The 15,278-nt window shown below is 69.8% G+C and carries 14 protein-coding genes; 7 read left to right on the top strand and 7 right to left on the bottom strand.

All coding sequences use genetic code 11. The features are described 5' to 3' along the window. Nucleotides 1–185: 185 nt before the first annotated feature. Entirely contained in the window at nucleotides 186–1,256 is a 1,071-nt protein-coding gene (locus tag H295_RS0111500; protein WP_020135509.1) for a chitinase, read from the bottom strand. A 217-nt stretch (nucleotides 1,257–1,473) separates the two neighbouring features. On the opposite strand from H295_RS0111500, the gene H295_RS0111505 reads away from it, so the two are divergent. From H295_RS0111505 to H295_RS0111535, 7 genes are all read left to right on the top strand, one after another. Next, nucleotides 1,474–2,547, top strand: a complete 1,074-nt coding sequence (locus H295_RS0111505; RefSeq protein ID WP_028809263.1) for an aromatic ring-hydroxylating dioxygenase subunit alpha — start codon at nucleotides 1,474–1,476, stop codon at nucleotides 2,545–2,547. Next, a complete protein-coding gene (locus H295_RS0111510) occupies nucleotides 2,544–2,732 on the top strand; it encodes a hypothetical protein (RefSeq protein WP_020135511.1) in 189 nt (62 codons plus the stop codon). The genes H295_RS0111505 and H295_RS0111510 overlap by 4 nt, the downstream gene beginning before the upstream one ends. After that, nucleotides 2,729–3,667, top strand: coding sequence for a PDR/VanB family oxidoreductase (locus H295_RS0111515; RefSeq protein WP_020135512.1), 939 nt, complete (start codon nucleotides 2,729–2,731; stop codon nucleotides 3,665–3,667). Before H295_RS0111510 ends, H295_RS0111515 begins: the two co-directional genes overlap by 4 nt. A gap of 126 nt (nucleotides 3,668–3,793) precedes the next feature. Next, a complete protein-coding gene (locus tag H295_RS0111520) occupies nucleotides 3,794–4,765 on the top strand; it encodes an ABC transporter substrate-binding protein (protein WP_020135513.1) in 972 nt (323 codons plus the stop codon). Then, entirely contained in the window at nucleotides 4,762–5,535 is a 774-nt protein-coding gene (locus tag H295_RS0111525; RefSeq protein ID WP_020135514.1) for an ABC transporter permease, read from the top strand. The genes H295_RS0111520 and H295_RS0111525 overlap by 4 nt, the downstream gene beginning before the upstream one ends. After that, nucleotides 5,532–6,311, top strand: a complete 780-nt coding sequence (locus H295_RS0111530) for an ABC transporter permease (protein WP_020135515.1) — start codon at nucleotides 5,532–5,534, stop codon at nucleotides 6,309–6,311. The genes H295_RS0111525 and H295_RS0111530 overlap by 4 nt, the downstream gene beginning before the upstream one ends. 26 nt (nucleotides 6,312–6,337) lie before the next feature. Next, entirely contained in the window at nucleotides 6,338–7,162 is an 825-nt protein-coding gene (locus H295_RS0111535) for an ABC transporter ATP-binding protein (RefSeq protein WP_199788576.1), read from the top strand. Here the strand turns inward: H295_RS0111535 and H295_RS0111540 are convergent. From H295_RS0111540 to H295_RS0111565, 6 genes are all read right to left on the bottom strand, one after another. Next, on the bottom strand, nucleotides 7,131–9,272 hold the full coding sequence (locus H295_RS0111540; RefSeq protein WP_420706208.1) for a discoidin domain-containing protein: 2,142 nt from the start codon (nucleotides 9,270–9,272) through the stop codon (nucleotides 7,131–7,133). The genes H295_RS0111535 and H295_RS0111540 overlap by 32 nt on opposite strands. A 74-nt stretch (nucleotides 9,273–9,346) precedes the next feature. Continuing rightward, the gene (locus H295_RS0111545) at nucleotides 9,347–10,927 is read right to left on the bottom strand and encodes an alpha-amylase family glycosyl hydrolase (protein WP_020135518.1); all 1,581 of its coding nucleotides are present in this window, start codon (nucleotides 10,925–10,927) and stop codon (nucleotides 9,347–9,349) included. A 40-nt stretch (nucleotides 10,928–10,967) separates the two neighbouring features. Next, nucleotides 10,968–11,828: a carbohydrate ABC transporter permease gene (locus H295_RS0111550; RefSeq protein ID WP_020135519.1), complete on the bottom strand. Its 861-nt coding sequence runs from the start codon at nucleotides 11,826–11,828 to the stop codon at nucleotides 10,968–10,970. After that, nucleotides 11,825–12,778 carry a carbohydrate ABC transporter permease gene (locus H295_RS0111555; RefSeq protein ID WP_020135520.1) on the bottom strand — a complete coding sequence of 318 codons (954 nt, stop codon included), beginning with the start codon at nucleotides 12,776–12,778 and terminating at the stop codon, nucleotides 11,825–11,827. The genes H295_RS0111550 and H295_RS0111555 overlap by 4 nt, the downstream gene beginning before the upstream one ends. Nucleotides 12,779–12,783: 5 nt before the next feature. After that, nucleotides 12,784–14,133 carry an ABC transporter substrate-binding protein gene (locus H295_RS0111560; RefSeq protein WP_020135521.1) on the bottom strand — a complete coding sequence of 450 codons (1,350 nt, stop codon included), beginning with the start codon at nucleotides 14,131–14,133 and terminating at the stop codon, nucleotides 12,784–12,786. Between the two features lie 110 nt (nucleotides 14,134–14,243). Further along, nucleotides 14,244–15,239, bottom strand: coding sequence for a LacI family DNA-binding transcriptional regulator (locus H295_RS0111565; protein ID WP_199788577.1), 996 nt, complete (start codon nucleotides 15,237–15,239; stop codon nucleotides 14,244–14,246). Nucleotides 15,240–15,278 lie beyond the last annotated feature (39 nt).

The raw sequence follows: 15,278 nt of genomic DNA on the forward strand, positions 1-15,278 counted from the left end.
TCCTCACGAGTACTGAGGTCGGTGGCGTGGTGTGTTCCGACGCTAGAAACCGCGTGTTTCGGCCACGTGGCCGTCCTCGCCCCGAATAATTTCGGAACGTGTAGCGAAATCGACGCGGCGCGGGCCCGGTGCGTTCTCCGCACCGGGCCCGCGCCCACGCCCAGAGGCGCACCTCTGGCTGTGGTCTAGCTGTGACCCCCGCTCGTGAACCGCTCGAAGGTGTGGCTGAAGGCCCAGGTGTCCTGGGCGATGCCGGAGCAGGAGTCGGAGCCCCCGGTGCCGGGGCAGCCGCCGTTGTCACGCTGGAGGGCCCAGAAAGAGAGGGTGTTGATCCTTCTGGCCTCGGCCCACTTCTCGACGGCGACCGCGTTCTCGACCGTGAAGGTCTCCTCGGGGCCGTAGTCGTCGATGCCGGGCATCTCGATGACGCCGATCATGCGCCACAGCCGGGCGGAGCTCTTCTTCGGGTACAGCGCGGCCAGTTGGGCGTGCAGCCCCTCGGCGGCCGTCACGGTGTCGGCAGCCATGTCGTGCGTGGCGCCGTCGTAGTAGTCGAAGGTCATGAGGTTGACGACGTCCACGCGGGCGCCGTTGTCGACGGCGTTGCGGAGCACGGCGAGGCCGTTGGCCTCCAGGCCCTTGGTGGAGGTCGGCAGGGTGTAGGAGAACTGCACGGTGCGGCCCGTGCGTTCGGCCCAGCGCTGCACCTGGGCGATGGCCTTGTTGCGGCGGTCGATGCCGGCGGCGTTGTCGATCGAGTCGCCTTCGACGTCAAGGTCGATACGGGTGATGCCGTACGTGGTGACCAGGCTCCGGTAGACCCCGGCGATGGCGTCGACGCTGGTGCAGCTGTCCGCCAGTTCGGTGCCGGTGGTGTCCGCGGACCAGCCGCCGAAGGACGGGATGGCGTTGCCGCCGCGCGCCTGGAGGGTGGCGATGTCCCGGCCGAAGGCCGCCTTCGAGATCGGCTGGGTGGTGTCGCCGTTCCAGTAGGCGGTGCAGGAACCGGGCGCGGCCGTCTGGAGGAAGGCCAGGGTGAGGTACTTGTTGCCGGAGGCGGCGGCGAGGTCGGCGGGGCTCGCGCCGGTCCAGGACTCGACGTAGGGCGCGGCCACCTGGGCCGGAAGCGGCTTGCCGAAGGACGCGGACGAGGGCGAGAGGGGCGCCGCGAGTGCACCCCCTCCCCCGAGGCCGACAAGCCCGGCGGACAGAGCGCTGACGCTCAGACAGGACAGCAGTGTGCGAAGTCGTCTCACTGACGCTCCCAGGGGTGGGCCGTGTGGATCGGTCGGATCGGATCGATGCCCATGATTGGACTAGACCACTTAACTGTCAAGGTTCTTTACAATTAGCTTGCCGAGCCCTGCCTGGTGACCGGCGCACCCTTCTCCTTCCGTGAGACGGAAGTGGTGTTGCCGGGCCCCCGCCGCCGCCAAGACGATGCCACCACCACGACAGACGGGAGCCGCAACGATGCCGCACATGACCGCCTTCGCCAGGAACCAGTGGTACGTCGCCGCCTACAGCCACGAGGTCGGCCGCGAGGAACTGCTCGGACGCACCGTCCTCGGCGAGCCGCTCGTCCTCTACCGGACCGAGGAGGACGGCACGCCCGTCGCGCTCGCCGACCGCTGTGTGCACCGCCGGTTCCCGCTGCACGAGAAGCCCAGCCGGCTCGACGGCGACAAACTCGTCTGCGGCTACCACGGGTTCACCTACGACACCACGGGCACCTGTGTGTACGTGCCGGGGCAGAAGCGCGTACCACGTACCGCCCGGGTCGCCTCCTACCCCGTGGTCGAGCAGGACTCGCTGGTCTGGGTGTGGATAGGCGACCCGGCGCTCGCCGACGCCGACACCATCCCCCGCGCCCGGCACCTCGACTCCCCCGGCTGGGTCACCGTCCGCGGTATGGAACCGATCGACGCCGACTACGGCCTGCTGGTCGACAACCTCCTCGACCTCTCCCACGAGACCTATCTGCACGGCGGTTACATCGGCACCCCCGAGGTCGCCGAGACGCCGATCACCACGGAGGTTGACGAGGGCGCCGGCATCGTCCGGGTGAGCCGGCACATGGACGACGCCGCGTGCCCGCCCTTCTACGCCAAGTCCACCGGTATCGAAGGCCGGATCACCCGCTGGCAGGACATCGAGTACCACGCTCCGTGTCTGTACCTGCTGCACAGCCGCATCGCCCCGGTCGGCGTGCTGCCGGAGGCGGACGGCAGCGACCCCAACGGCTTCCACACAGAGATCACGTACGCGATCACGCCGTCCACCGACGGGCACGTGTACGACTTCTGGATGGTCTCGCGCGACTGGGCGACCGAGGACACCGAGGTCACCGAGTTCCTGCGGGGCAACAACCACACGGTGGTCATGCAGGACGTGGACGCCCTCAACCTGCTCCAGCGGACGCTCGGCACCGAGCGCGCCGGCTACCAGGAGCTCAGCATCAACATCGACACCGGCGGTCTCGCCGCCCGCCGTATCCTCGCCCGTCTCGTCGAGGAAGGCGACAAGCCCGTGGAGAAGGTCCTGTGAGTGCCGGACCCACCGGGGAGATCTACCGCATCGACTGGCTGCCGGGCACCGACACCCTGCACGGCACCTGCCACTGCGGCCGCGAGCACACCGCGCAGGACCCGATCGAGATGTGGGAGTGGATGCTCGCCCACCCACAGGGTCACGAGCCGTCCGCACCCGAGCCGCGAGGACACCGTTCATGAGCGACGCGTACGAAGCCGAACTCGTCGTCGAGCGCCGCGAGTCGGTGGCCGACGGCGTGCTGGCCCTCACCCTGCGCCACCCGCTGGGCGAACAGCTCCCGGCCTGGGAGCCCGGCGCCCACATCGACGTGCTGCTCGGACCGGGCCTGGAGCGCCAGTACTCCCTGTGCGGCGACCCCGCCGACCGCGACCACTGGCGGATCGCCGTGCTGCGCGAGCCGGTGGGGCGCGGCGGATCGGCCCATGTGCACGAGCAGGTGAACCAGGGCGACAAGGTGCGGGTGCGCGGTCCGCGCAACCACTTCGCCCTGCGTCCCGCACCGCGCTACCTCTTCATCGCGGGCGGCATCGGCATCACCCCGATCCTCCCGATGCTCGCGGCCGCGGAGACCGAGGGTGCTCAGTGGACCCTGCTGTACGGTGGCCGGACCCGCAACTCCATGGCTTTCACCGAGGAGTTGAGCAGCTACGGCGACCGCGTCACCGTGGCTCCGCAGGACGAGACCGGGCTGCTGGACCTGCCGTCGGTGCTCGACGGCGTCCCCGAGGGCACCCTCGTGTACTGCTGCGGGCCCGGCCCGCTCCTGGACGCGGTGGAGCAGCGCTGCCCGGCCGGACTGCTGCATGTGGAGCGGTTCGCCCCGAAGGAGCAGGAGGAGGGCGAGAACACCGAGTTCGAGGTGGAGTTGGCGCAGACCGGCACGACGGTCACGGTCGCCCCGGACGTGTCGGTGCTCGACGCCGTGCGCGCCGCCGGGGTGGAGGTGCTGTTCTCCTGCACCGAGGGCACCTGCGGCACCTGTGAGACCGACGTCCTCGAAGGCACCCCGGACCACCGGGACTCGGTGCTCACGGACGAGGAGCGGGAGGCCGGGGAGACGATGATGATCTGCGTGTCCCGGTGCCGGGGGAAAAGGCTGGTGCTGGACCTGTAAGTCCGTTGTGTTCTCAACCAGTTGCTCCGGATGCGGGTCGGCGATCTGGGCCTGCGCGACGCCGACGTTGTACCGTGCGGTCTGCGCACAGCCTGTCGGAACGACGAAGTCTGCACAGGAGGAGCCATGCGTCGTCTGCTCGTCGCCCTCGCGGCCGGAGCGTTACTGGCCACCGCGTCGGCCTGTGGTTCGTCCGGTGGCTCGGGGGCCTCGGGCTCGGGATCGTCGTCCGGCGGCACCGCCACCGTCAAGCTCGGCCTCGTTCCGATCGTCGACGTCGCGCCGGTCTATCTGGGCCAGAAGAAGGGCTTCTACGGCAGGCACGGGCTGAGGCTCCAGATCTCGAAGGCGTCCAGCGGCGCGGCGATCGTCCCGGGGGTGGCCGGCGGCCAGTTCCAGTTCGGGTTCTCCAACGTCACCTCCCTGCTGATCGCCCGGACCAACGGCGTCCCGGTCAAGGCGGTCTCCAACGCCATCGCCTCAACTGGCCTGGCGGGCAAGGACTTCGCGGGCGTCGCGGTGAAGAAGGGCAGCCCGATCAGGTCCGCGAAGGACCTGGAGGGCACGAAGGTCGCCATCAACGCCCTCAGAAACATCAACGAGTCGGCGGTGCGCGAGTCGGTCCGCAAGGACGGCGGCGACCCGGACAAGGTGAGCTTCGTGGAGCTCCCCTTCGACCAGATGCCGGCCGCGCTCGACGCCGGCCAGGTCGACGCGGCCTGCGCGGTCGAGCCCGCGCTGGCTGCCATCAAGGGCCAGGGCGGCCAGGTGATCGCCTCCCCGCTGGTGGACGTGGCCGCGAACACCACGGTCGCCCTGTACTTCACCTCCGAGCGGTACCAGCAGCAGAACGCCGACGTCGTGAAGCGGTTCCAGCAAGCCACCGCCGAGTCCCTCGCCTACGCCGACGCCCACCCGGACGAGGCCCGGCAGATCGCCACGACGTACACGAAGATCCCGGCACCGGTGCTGGAGCAGGTGATCCTGCCGAAGTGGCCGGCCGAGCCGGACAAGGCCTCGATCGAGGCGCTGGCGAAGCTCGGTGAGAAGGACGGGTTCTTCAAGAAGACCCCCGACGTGGACGCGCTCCTTCCGTGAGGCTCCAGAACGCGCTGCTGGGCACCGCCGGGCTCGCGGCCTTCCTCCTCCTCGGCGAGGCGGTGCCGCGACTCGGCCTGGTCAAGGAGGAGTACTTCCCGCCGACCAGCCGTATCGCCCGCGCCCTGGCCGACGAGGTCTCCGACGGCGCCTTCTGGACGGCCCTCGGCGACACCCTCACCGGCTGGGCGCTGGGCCTGGCCGTCGCCACCTGCGCGGGCATCGTCACCGGCGTCCTCCTGTCGGTCGTGCCGTACCTGCGCGAGGCGACGGCGTCGACCATCGAGTTCCTGCGCCCGATCCCCTCCGTCGCCCTGATCCCGCTGGCCGTGCTGCTGTACGGCAGCGAACTGCGCTCGGTGCTGATCCTCGTCGTCTACGCCGGCTTCTGGCAGGTCCTCGTTCAGACGCTCTACGGCGTCCAGGACGTCGACCCCGTCGCCGACGAGACCGCGCGGTCGTACGGCCTCGGCACCTGGGCACGGATCCGGCACGTGCTGTGGCCGAGCGCGCTGCCGTATGTCTTCACCGGTGTCCGGCTGGCCGCGGCCGTCGCGCTGATCCTCGCCGTCACCGGTGAACTCGTCATCGGCGCCCCGGGGTTGGGCGCGCGGATCGGGGTCGCGCAGAGCTCGCAGGCGGTGCCGGAGATGTACGCGCTGATCGTGGTGACCGGTCTGCTGGGGCTGCTCGTCAACGTGGGCGCGCGGACCGTGGAGCGACGGGCGCTGGCCTGGCACCAGTCGGTGCGCGGGGAGGTGGCGGTGTGAGGCGGATCGCTCTTCACCTGGTCTTCGCGCTCGCCCTGCCCGTTCTGCTGTTCGCGGGCTGGTGGGTTGCGTCGGCGGACAGTACCGATGTCTTCTGGCCGCCGCTGCGCACGATCCTGAAGACCTTCCCGGACGTGTGGACCGCCGAGCGGCTGCGTCACGACGTGCTGCCCAGCCTCTGGCGGCTCACGGCCGGTTACGCGCTGGCCGCCGTGGCCGGGGTGGCTCTCGGCACCGTCATCGGCTCCTACCGGCGGCTGCGGGCGGTGTGCGAACCGGTCCTGGAGTTCCTGCGGGCGATCCCGCCGCCGGTGCTGATCCCGGTCATCATGCTCTTCGCGGGCATCGGCGACACCATGAAGGTCACGGTGATCGCGAGCGGATGCGTCTGGCCGATCCTGCTCAACACGGTCGAGGGCGTCCGCGCGGTCGACCCGGTGATGCTGGAGACCGCCCGCACCTACGGCATCTCGGGCCCGTCGCGCCTGCGCCACCTGGTGCTGCCCTCGGCGAGTCCGCAGATCTTCGCGGGTCTGCGGCAGGCGCTGTCGATCGGCATCATCCTGATGGTCATCAGCGAGATGTTCGCGGCCAGCAACGGCATCGGCTTCACCGTCGTGCAGTTCCAGCGCAGCTTCGCGGTACCGGACATGTGGACCGGGATCATCGTGCTCGGTCTGCTGGGCTGTCTGCTCTCCGTGGTGTTCCAGCTGGTCGAGCGGCGGGTGCTCGCCTGGTATCACGGCCTGCGCGCCTCGGCCCGGCGGTCCCCGTGAGTTCCCCGAACGCGAAAGGGCGGTCCATGCAGGGACTTCTTGGCGTATCCGGCCTGAACAAGGTCTACGAGGGGTCGGGGCGCCGGGTGGAGGCGGTCCGCGACCTCACCTTCACCGTCGACCGCGGCGAACTGGTCTGTCTGGTGGGCCCGTCGGGCTGCGGCAAGACGACCCTGCTGAAGTGCATGGGCGGTCTGCTCACCCCGACGGGGGGCGAGGTCCGCCTGGCCGGCCGGAAGGTGACCGGCCCCCCGCCCGGCATGGCCTTCGTCTTCCAGGAGTACGGCCGCAGCCTGTTCCCGTGGATGAGGGTCGCCGAGAATGTCGAACTCCCCCTGAAGCACAAGGACGTGACCAGGGCCCGACGCCGTGAGCTGGTCGCCGACGCACTGGAGTCGGTCGGCCTCCCGGACGCGGCCGGCGCCTACCCGTGGCAGCTCTCCGGGGGGATGCAGCAGCGGGTCGCCATCGCCCGCGCGCTGGCGTACGAGCCCGACGTCCTGCTGATGGACGAGCCGTTCGCGGCGGTGGACGCACAGACCCGCGCCGACCTGGAGGATCTCGTACGACGGCTGTGGCGCGAGCGGGGCATCACGATCCTGTTCGTCACCCACGACATCGACGAGGCGGTCTACCTGGGCGAGCGGGTCATCGTGCTCTCGGCCTCGCCCACGGTCGTGCGGGAGCAGCTGAAGGTCGATCTGCCCGAGGAGCGGGACCAGGTGCACACCCGGGTGGCCCCGCGCTTCGCCGAACTGCGCACCCATGTGTACGAGCAGATCCAGGCGGCGAAGCGCGGGACCGTGCAGGACGCCGTGGTCACGGAGTCGAGTACGCCTCCACTTCACTGAACTGCCCCGCGGGCCAGCCGGTGTTGGCGCTGACGGAGAGGCGGAGGTACCTCAAGGTGGTGCCCGCGGGCAGGGAGACGCTGGCCGTGTTGCCGGTCGCGGGGTCGAAGCGGTAGCCCTGTGCCCCCACGACCGTGGACCAGCCGGTGCCGTCGGTGCTGCCGAGCACGGTGACGGTCTGGGTGCGCGCACCCCACGCCGAGGACGGGGGCAGCTTCAGCACGAGTCGTCGTACGGTCTGGCTCGCGCCGAGGTCGACGGTCCAGGACTGCGGGAAGGCGTTGTTGGCCGACTCCCAGTAGCTGTTCGGGTCACCGTCCACGGCCTTGCCGGGTGTGTAGACGTCCTGGGAGCCGGTCGCGGTGGCGGGGCGGCCCTTGGCGAGGTTGCGGTTCGGGTCCGGTTCGGGGTTGCCCTGGCCGGGCTGGGGCCAGGTCGAGCAGTCCGACCAGGTGGTGTTCCAGCCGGAGTTGCCGCCGCCGTCGGTGAGGGCGAAGGTGCCGGAGTTCGCCGGGTAGGGGCAGTTGTAGATGCCGGCGGAGCCCACCGAGCCGGCCGTGACGTTGCGGAAGGTCGCGGCGCCCTGGGCCTCCGCCTGCACGACGACCGTCCCGGTGTTGCGGACGGTGGCCCCGTCCACGGTGACGTTCCGGACCGGGTAGCCCTGACCTCCGCCCGAGACGAACTCGAAGGCGCTGTAGGGGCTGTCGGTGATCGTCGTGTTGGTGATCTTCACGGTGCCGTTGACGGCACTGTCGTAGGAGTCGACCCGGAGCGCCCCCATGGGGTGGTTCCAGTTGGGGTTCATCGCGCCGGTGCGCACGAGGGTGTTGCCGTCGACGGTGATGGTCCCGGCGAGGGGGAAGAAGGGGTCGAGGAACTTCTGGTTGGAGATCGCGATACCGCTGCCGAGGGCGTTGGTGTCGGAGACCAGGTTGTTCCTGACCGCGATGTCGGTGCCGCCGTAGATCGCGATGCCGTTGGCCAGGTTGGGCTGGGTGATGGTGTTGTTGTCGAAGCTGCTGTCGGTGTCGGGTACGTACAGGGACCACATGGCGAGGGCGTCGTCGCCCTGGTTGCGCAGGAAGTTGTTGCGCACCCGGACTCCGCGCGCGTTGCCGTTGAGGTTGAGGCCGTCGGCGGTCATGTCGAGGAAGCGGTTGTTCTCGACGACGAGGTTGTCGTTGTTGCCCGTCAGCCAGAGTCCGACCTTGAGGTGCTGGAGCCACATACCGGACACCGAACTGCCGGGGCCGAGGGAGCCGTTGACGAAGTTGTCCGGGCTGGAGTCGACGCGTTCGGTGACCTCGCCGACGACCGCGAAGTCCTTGATGTGGACGCCTCCCGAGGAGTTGGTCTGGTCGATGAAGCGGGAGGTGTGCACGACCGAGTGCCAGTTGCCGGCGCCCTGGAGGGTGACGTTCTGGACGCCGCCGAGCGAGGACGTCAGCCGGTACTCGCCCGGCGGGATCCACACCACTCCCCCTTGCGCGGCGGAGATCGCGTCCCGGAAGGCCTGGGTGGAGTCGCCGTTGCCGGTGGGGTCGGCCCCCTTCGAGGTCACCGACACGGACCCGGCGGGCTGACCGGCGGCTCCCGCGACCTGCTCGAAGTCGGCCACGTCGACGGTGACCTGGGTACCGGTCGACTCGAAGGCGACCTTGTCCCCGGCCTGGAGGTTCTGGCCGAGCAGCAGGCGGGCGTTGTCGTAGAAGTGGTGCGTCCTGGCGCCGGGGATCCAACTGGTGTCGATGTAGGAGTACTTGGAGGTCACGGGGACGGTCCTGGCGAGCCGGGTCCCGTTGACGTAGACGTTCAGGGTGCCGGACTGGCCGTCGGGGACGCTGTAGGCGAGGTTCACGGCGTTGGCGGCGCGCGGCACGGTGAACTCCACGCGCTGACCGGCGGTGAGCCGTACCGCCTGGCGGCCGGACGCCTCCGACGCGAGGGTGCCCTGGGTGTAGTCGGGGCCGATCCTCGTGCCGGTGGTGGTGGCGGACTCGGCCTCGACGGAGGTGAAGGGGAGGGTGGCGCCGGCGGCCGCGTGGGCGGTGGGGGCGAGGGCGGTGAGGAGGCCGGCGGTGAGCACCACGCCGATCACTGCTGACATGCTCCTGACAGATCTGTGCATGTGCTGATCCCTTCTCGGTGGGGGTGGGGTTCAGGTCTCGGCGGGGGGGGGGTTCAGGCTCGGAGCCAGATCGCGGTGTCCTTCGGCAGGCGTCCCCGCGGGTCCAGGGGGCCGCTCGCCAGCAGGACACGGGAGTGGGCGGGCAGCTCGGCGGGGGCGTCGGCGAGGTTCACCAGACACCGCACGCCGGTGTCCCGGGTGAAGGCGAGCATGCCCTCGGGTGCGGGAAGCCAGGTGAGCGGCCCCTCGCCGAAGGCCGGGCGGAGCCTGATCGCCTCGCGGTAGAGGGCGAGCATCGACGCGGGGTCGGCGGCCTGGCGGTCGGCGGCGTACGCGGCCCAGCCGTCGGGCTGCGGCAGCCAGGGCTCGCCGCCGAACCCGGCGTGCGGGGCGTCGGCCGTCCACGGCAGGGGCACCCGGCATCCGTCCCGCCCCGGGTCGGTACCGCCCGACCGGAAGTGCATCGGGTCCTCGATCCGCTCGCGGGGGATCTCCGCCTCGGGCAGGCCGAGCTCCTCGCCCTGGTACACGTAGACGGCCCCGGGCAGGGCGAGCGAGAGCAGTGCCGCCGCGCGGGCGCGCCGGGTGCCGAGGGCGAGGTCGCTCGGGGTGCCGAAGGCCTTGGCCGCGAAGTCGAAGCCGGTGTCGGTCCGGCCGTAACGGGTCACCGTGCGGGTGATGTCGTGGTTGCACAGGACCCAGGTCGCGGGGGCACCGACCGGGGCGTGCTCGGCGAGGGTGGTCTCGATCGAGGTGCGCAGCCGCTCCGCGTCCCAGGGGCAGGACAGGAAGGAGAAGTTGAAGGCGGTGTGCAGCTCGTCGGGGCGCAGGTAGCGGGCGAAGCGCTCGGTGTCGGGGAGCCAGACCTCACCGACGAAGACGCCGCCGTACTCGTCGGCGACGGCCCGCCAGGAGCGGTAGACGTCGTGGAGTTCGTCGCGGTCGACGAAGGGGTGCGGGTGGGGGGCGGTGGCGAGGTCGGGCAGGTCCGGGTCCTTGGCGAGCAGGGCGGCCGAGTCGATGCGGACGCCCGCCACTCCGCGCTCGAACCAGAACCGCAGGATGTCCTCGTGCTCCTGGCGGACGGCCGGGTGGGCCCAGTTGAGGTCGGGCTGCTCCGGGGTGAACAGGTGCAGGTACCAGTCGCCGTCGGGCAGCCGCGTCCACACGGGCTCTGTGGAGCCGACGAACTGGGACGGCCAGTCGTTGGGCGGCAGTTCACCGTGCGGGCCGCGACCGCGCCGGAAGTGGAACAGCTCGCGTTCGGGGCTGCCGGGGCCGGCTTTCAAGGCCGCCTGGAACCAAGGGTGTTGGTCGGATACATGGTTGGGCACGATGTCGACGATCGTCCGGATGCCCAGTTCCCGCGCCTCGGCGATGAGTTTCTCCGCCTCGGCGAGGGTGCCGAAGGCCGGGTCGATCGCGCGGTAGTCGGCGACGTCGTAACCGCCGTCCTTCATCGGGGAGAGGTACCAGGGGTTGAACCACAGGGCGTCCACGCCGAGTTCGGCGAGATACGGCAGCCTGGCGCGGACCCCGGCGAGGTCCCCGGTGCCGTCTCCGTCACCGTCGGCGAAGCTGCGGACGTACACCTGGTAGATGACGGCGGAGCGCCACCAGTCCTGCTGTGCCACGGAGCCTGCCTTTCTGCGGACTTTCTGCGGAGGGAGGGGGTCAGCCCTTCGTGCCGCCCGCGCTGATCCCGGCGACGATGTGCCGCTGGAAGACGAGGAAGAGCGCGACCATCGGGATGCTGGCGATCACCATCGCCGCGATCAGCACGGTGAGCTGGATGTTCTGCGACAGCTGGACGAGTGCCACGCCGATGGGCTGCTTGTCGGTGTCGGAGAAGACCATCAGCGGCCAGAGGAAGTCCTGCCACACGGCGACCAGCGCGAAGATCGACACCACTCCGAGCACGGGCCGCGACAGGGGCAGCACGATCGACCACAGGACGCGCAGTTGCCCGGCCCCGTCGATCTCGGCGGCCTCCAGGACGTCGCGCGGGAGCTGGTCGAAGAACCGCTTGAGCAGATACAGGTTGAAGGCGTTGGCGACGGCCGGCAGCCAGATCGCGAGCGGGTCGTTCAGCAGCCCCAGATCGGCCACCGTCAGGTACTTCGGTACGACCAGCGCCTGGGCGGGGACCATCAGCGTGGCGAGGATGCCGCCCAGGATCACCTTGCCGAAGGCGGGGTTCAGCCGGGACAGGGCGTAGGCGGCCGCCGTGCACAGGACCAGCTGGAACGCCCAGGCTCCGGCGGCCTGGACCACGGTGTTCCACAGGTGCTGCGGGAGCTGCATCAGCTCCCAGGCGTCGGTGTAGCCGCCGAGGTGCCAATGCTCGGGGACGAGCGTGGGCGGGGTGCGGGCCACCTCGTCCGGTGACTTCATCGCGCCGGTGACCATCCAGTACACCGGGAAGAGGAAGGCGAGCGCGAAGAGGACGACGACCGAGGCGAGGACGGTCCAGTAGACGGCCTTGCCGCGGGGGCGGGCGAGCGCCGCCGGGGAGATCAGGGTGCGGGTGGTCATCCGGGATCCCCCTCCGCGGACCGGGTGAGGCGCAGGTACCCGGCGGAGAAGGCGCCCAGGAGCAGCAGGAGCATGACGCTCAGCGCGCAGGCACCGCCGAAGTCGTTGTAGAGGAAGGCGTACTTGTAGATCAGGTAGAGCACGGTGACCGTGGCGTTCTCGGGGCCGCCGCCGGTGATCACGAACGGTTCGGTGAAGACCTGCATGGTCGCGATGATCTGAAGGAGCATCAGCATGAGGATGGCGAACCGCGTCTGAGGGATCGTCACATGGCGGATGCGCTGGAGGAGGTTCGCGCCGTCCAGTTCGGCGGCCTCGTACAGCTCGCCGGGAATGGACTGGAGGGCGGCCAGGTAGATCAGGACGGTGCCGCCCATGGTGGCCCACGTCGCCACGATCACCAGGGAGACGAGCGCGGTGTCGGTGCCGTTGGACCAGTTCGAGGTGGGCAGGTGGACCAGGCGCAGCGCCTCGTTGGCGAGGCCGGCCCCCGGGTCGTAGAACCACTTCCACAGCAGGGCGCTGACCACCGGCGGGATCATCACCGGGAGGTAGACCACGACCCTGAAGAACGCCTTGGCGTGCCGGAGTTCGTTGAGCACCAGGGCCATGACGAACGGGATCGCGAACCCGATGAGCAGGGCCAGCAGGGTGAAGGTGAACGTGTTGCGCCAGGCGGCGGTGAACTCCGGGTCGTGCCAGACGCGGGTGAAGTTGGCGGTGCCGACCCACTCCGGGTCGGAGCCGGGCGTGTACTTCTGGAAGGCGATCACGACGGCACGGATCGCCGGGTACCAGGAGAAGAGGGCGAAGCAGAGCAGTCCGCCGAGGAGGAAGCCGTGGGCACGGGCCTGGTCGGCGAGGCGGCGCCGCCTCCGGTCCCCTGCGGGAGGCGGCGCCTGGATCGGGGGGACGGCGACTTCGTGGAGCCGCTCGGCCGTCTTCGTCATGGCGGTCAGCCCCGGGCCAGGATGCCGTCGATCTTGGTCGAGGCGTCTTCCAGGAGCTGGTCGATGTCGGCGTCCTTCTTGGTGAGGACGGCGGAGACGGCACCGTCGAGGACGGAGTAGATCTGCTGGGCGTGCGGGGGCTCGATCTTCATGTCCAGGCTCTGGTTGCCGTCGAGGAAGGCCTGGTAGTTCTCCACCGGCACATTGGCGTTGGCCTTCTTGACCTGCTGGTCCTTGGCGTCGGCGGCGCCGGTGAACAGCCGCGGTTCGGGCAGGCCGACCGGGGCGTCGGCCTTCCTGGCACGGGCGTAGTCGCCGAGGAAGCCCGCTCCGGGGGTGAGGAACATGTGGTCGAGCCACTTCAGGGCGGCCCTGATCTGGTCGGGGCTCGCCTTCTTGTTGACCATGTAGCCGTCGCCGCCGATGAGCGTGCCCTTGCCGCCGGGCATCGGGGCAAGGGCGAGGTCCTTGTAGTCGCCGCCCTTCTCCTTGACCAGGATCGGGATGTTGTCCGGGGCGGAGAGGTACATGCCGAGCTTGCCCGAACCCATCAGCTGCTGGACGTCGTTGATGACGAGGAGCTGCTTGCTGCCCATGGAGTCGTCGGTCCAGCGCATGTCGTGGAGGTTCTGGAGGACGGCACGGCCCTCGGGGGTGTCGACGGTGGCCTTCTTGCCGTCGGCGCTGACGACGTCGCCGCCCTGGGAGTACAGCTCGGCGGTGAAGTGCCAGCCGCCCTGGTTCTGCGCGCTGTAGTCGGCGTACCCGACGGTGCCGTCGCCCAGTTCCGCGATCCTCTTGGCGTCGGCGCGCAACTCCTCCCAGGTGGCCGGGGGTTGCTCGGGGTCGAGGCCGGCCTTCTCGAAGAGCCGCTTGTTGTAGATCAGGCCCATCGAGTAGCCGGTGCGGGGGATGCCGTAGATCTTTCCGTCGACGGTGTAGATGTCGCGGAGTTGCTGCTGGAGGGTGCCGTAGCTCTTCAACTCCTTGACGTACGGGGTGAGATCGGCGGCCTGGTGGATGTCCACGACGTGCCGGGCGTCGGTGAAGTACGTGTAGAAGACGTCCTCCATCTGTCCGCCGGCGAGCTTGGCGTCGAAGGTCTTGGGGTCCTGACAGGGGAACGCGTCGTGAGCGACGACGTCGATGTCCGGGTTCTGTTTCTCGAAGGACGCGATGTCCTGCTCGAAGAACCTGCGGTCGACCTCGGCGCTCTTGGGCGGCATGCAGTTGACCGTGATGCGGGTCTTGCCGCCGGCGGAACCGTCGTCGCCGGACCCGCAGGAGGTCAGGGCGAGGGCGAGCGAGCCGACGCTGAGTGCGACGAACGTACGGCGGAACCCGGTGCTTCTCATCGGTGGACCCCTCTGGGCAGGAGCGGTGGGCGGGGCACACTCAAGCACCGGCGACATCCGTCCGCAAGATGTCGCGCGCAATCTGAAATTATTTGACAGTCAGGTGGATCTCAGGAACGGGGCGGCGGGGCCGTCGAGCCCCGCACCACCAGCTCGGGCTCGAACAGCAGCTCCTCGCGCGCCACGAAACCGCCGCCGATCTGCGTGTTCAGCAGCTCGACGGCCGCCCTGCCCATGGCCTCGATGGGCTGCCGGACCGTGGTGAGCGGAGGCTCGGTGCAGTTCATGAACGCCGAGTCGTCGTAACCGACGACCGAGACCCGGGAGGGCACGTCCAGGCCCTTGCGACGGGCGGCCCTGATCGCGCCGAGCGCCAGCGGATCGCTGGCACAGATGATGCCGGTGACACCCCGGTCGATGAGACGCGAGGCCGCCGCGTGCCCGCCCTCGATCGAGAACATCGCGCGGGCAACATGATCGTCAGGCAGGTCCCCGACGGTTCGCGCGGCAGCCAGCTTGCGCGCCGAGGGCACATGGTCCTCCGGCCCCAGCACCAGCCCGATCCGCTCGTGGCCCAGCGAGGCGAGGTGCCGCCAGGCCTGCTCCACCGCCACCGCGTCGTCGCAGGAGACGCCGGGGAAGCCGAGATCCCCGATGGACGCGTTGACCAGCACCACCGGGATCCTGCGCTCGGCGAGCAGCCGATAGTGGTCGTGCGGGGCGTCTGCCTGCGCGTACAGGCCGCCGGCGAAGACGACCCCGGACACCTGCTGCTGCAGCAGCAGCTCCACGTAGTCCGCCTCGGACACCCCGCCCCTGGTCTGGGTGCACAGCACCGGCGTCAGCCCGAGCTGGGCCAGCGCTCCGCCGATGGCCTCGGCGAACGCGGGGAAGATCGGGTTCTGGAGCTCCGGCAGCACCAGTCCCACCAGCCGGGCCCGCTCACCGCGCAGCTGCGTGGGCCGCTCGTAGCCGAGCACGTCCAGCGCGGACAGGACCGCCTGCCGGGTGCCCTCGGAGACTCCCGGCTTGCCGTTGAGAACCCGGCTGACCGTGGCCTCGCTGACCCCGACCTTCTTCGCCACCTCGGCAAGTCGTCGCGTCATGAGCGCAAGAATAGCGCAAGAAATGCAAGCCGCTTGCGT

The organism is Streptomyces sp. 351MFTsu5.1, assembly GCF_000383655.1.
Classification (GTDB): domain Bacteria; phylum Actinomycetota; class Actinomycetes; order Streptomycetales; family Streptomycetaceae; genus Streptomyces; species Streptomyces griseorubiginosus.

Coding starts and splice junctions, on each gene's coding strand:
- H295_RS0111505 (WP_028809263.1), top strand. CDS start 1,474: ATGCCGCACATGACCGCCTTCGCCAGGAACCAGTGGTACGTCGCCGCC.
- H295_RS0111515 (WP_020135512.1), top strand. CDS start 2,729: ATGAGCGACGCGTACGAAGCCGAACTCGTCGTCGAGCGCCGCGAGTCG.
- H295_RS0111520 (WP_020135513.1), top strand. CDS start 3,794: ATGCGTCGTCTGCTCGTCGCCCTCGCGGCCGGAGCGTTACTGGCCACC.
- H295_RS0111535 (WP_199788576.1), top strand. CDS start 6,338: ATGCAGGGACTTCTTGGCGTATCCGGCCTGAACAAGGTCTACGAGGGG.
- H295_RS0111540 (WP_420706208.1), bottom strand. CDS start 9,272: ATGTCAGCAGTGATCGGCGTGGTGCTCACCGCCGGCCTCCTCACCGCC.
- H295_RS0111550 (WP_020135519.1), bottom strand. CDS start 11,828: ATGACCACCCGCACCCTGATCTCCCCGGCGGCGCTCGCCCGCCCCCGC.
- H295_RS0111555 (WP_020135520.1), bottom strand. CDS start 12,778: ATGACGAAGACGGCCGAGCGGCTCCACGAAGTCGCCGTCCCCCCGATC.
- H295_RS0111560 (WP_020135521.1), bottom strand. CDS start 14,133: ATGAGAAGCACCGGGTTCCGCCGTACGTTCGTCGCACTCAGCGTCGGC.
- H295_RS0111565 (WP_199788577.1), bottom strand. CDS start 15,239: ATGACGCGACGACTTGCCGAGGTGGCGAAGAAGGTCGGGGTCAGCGAG.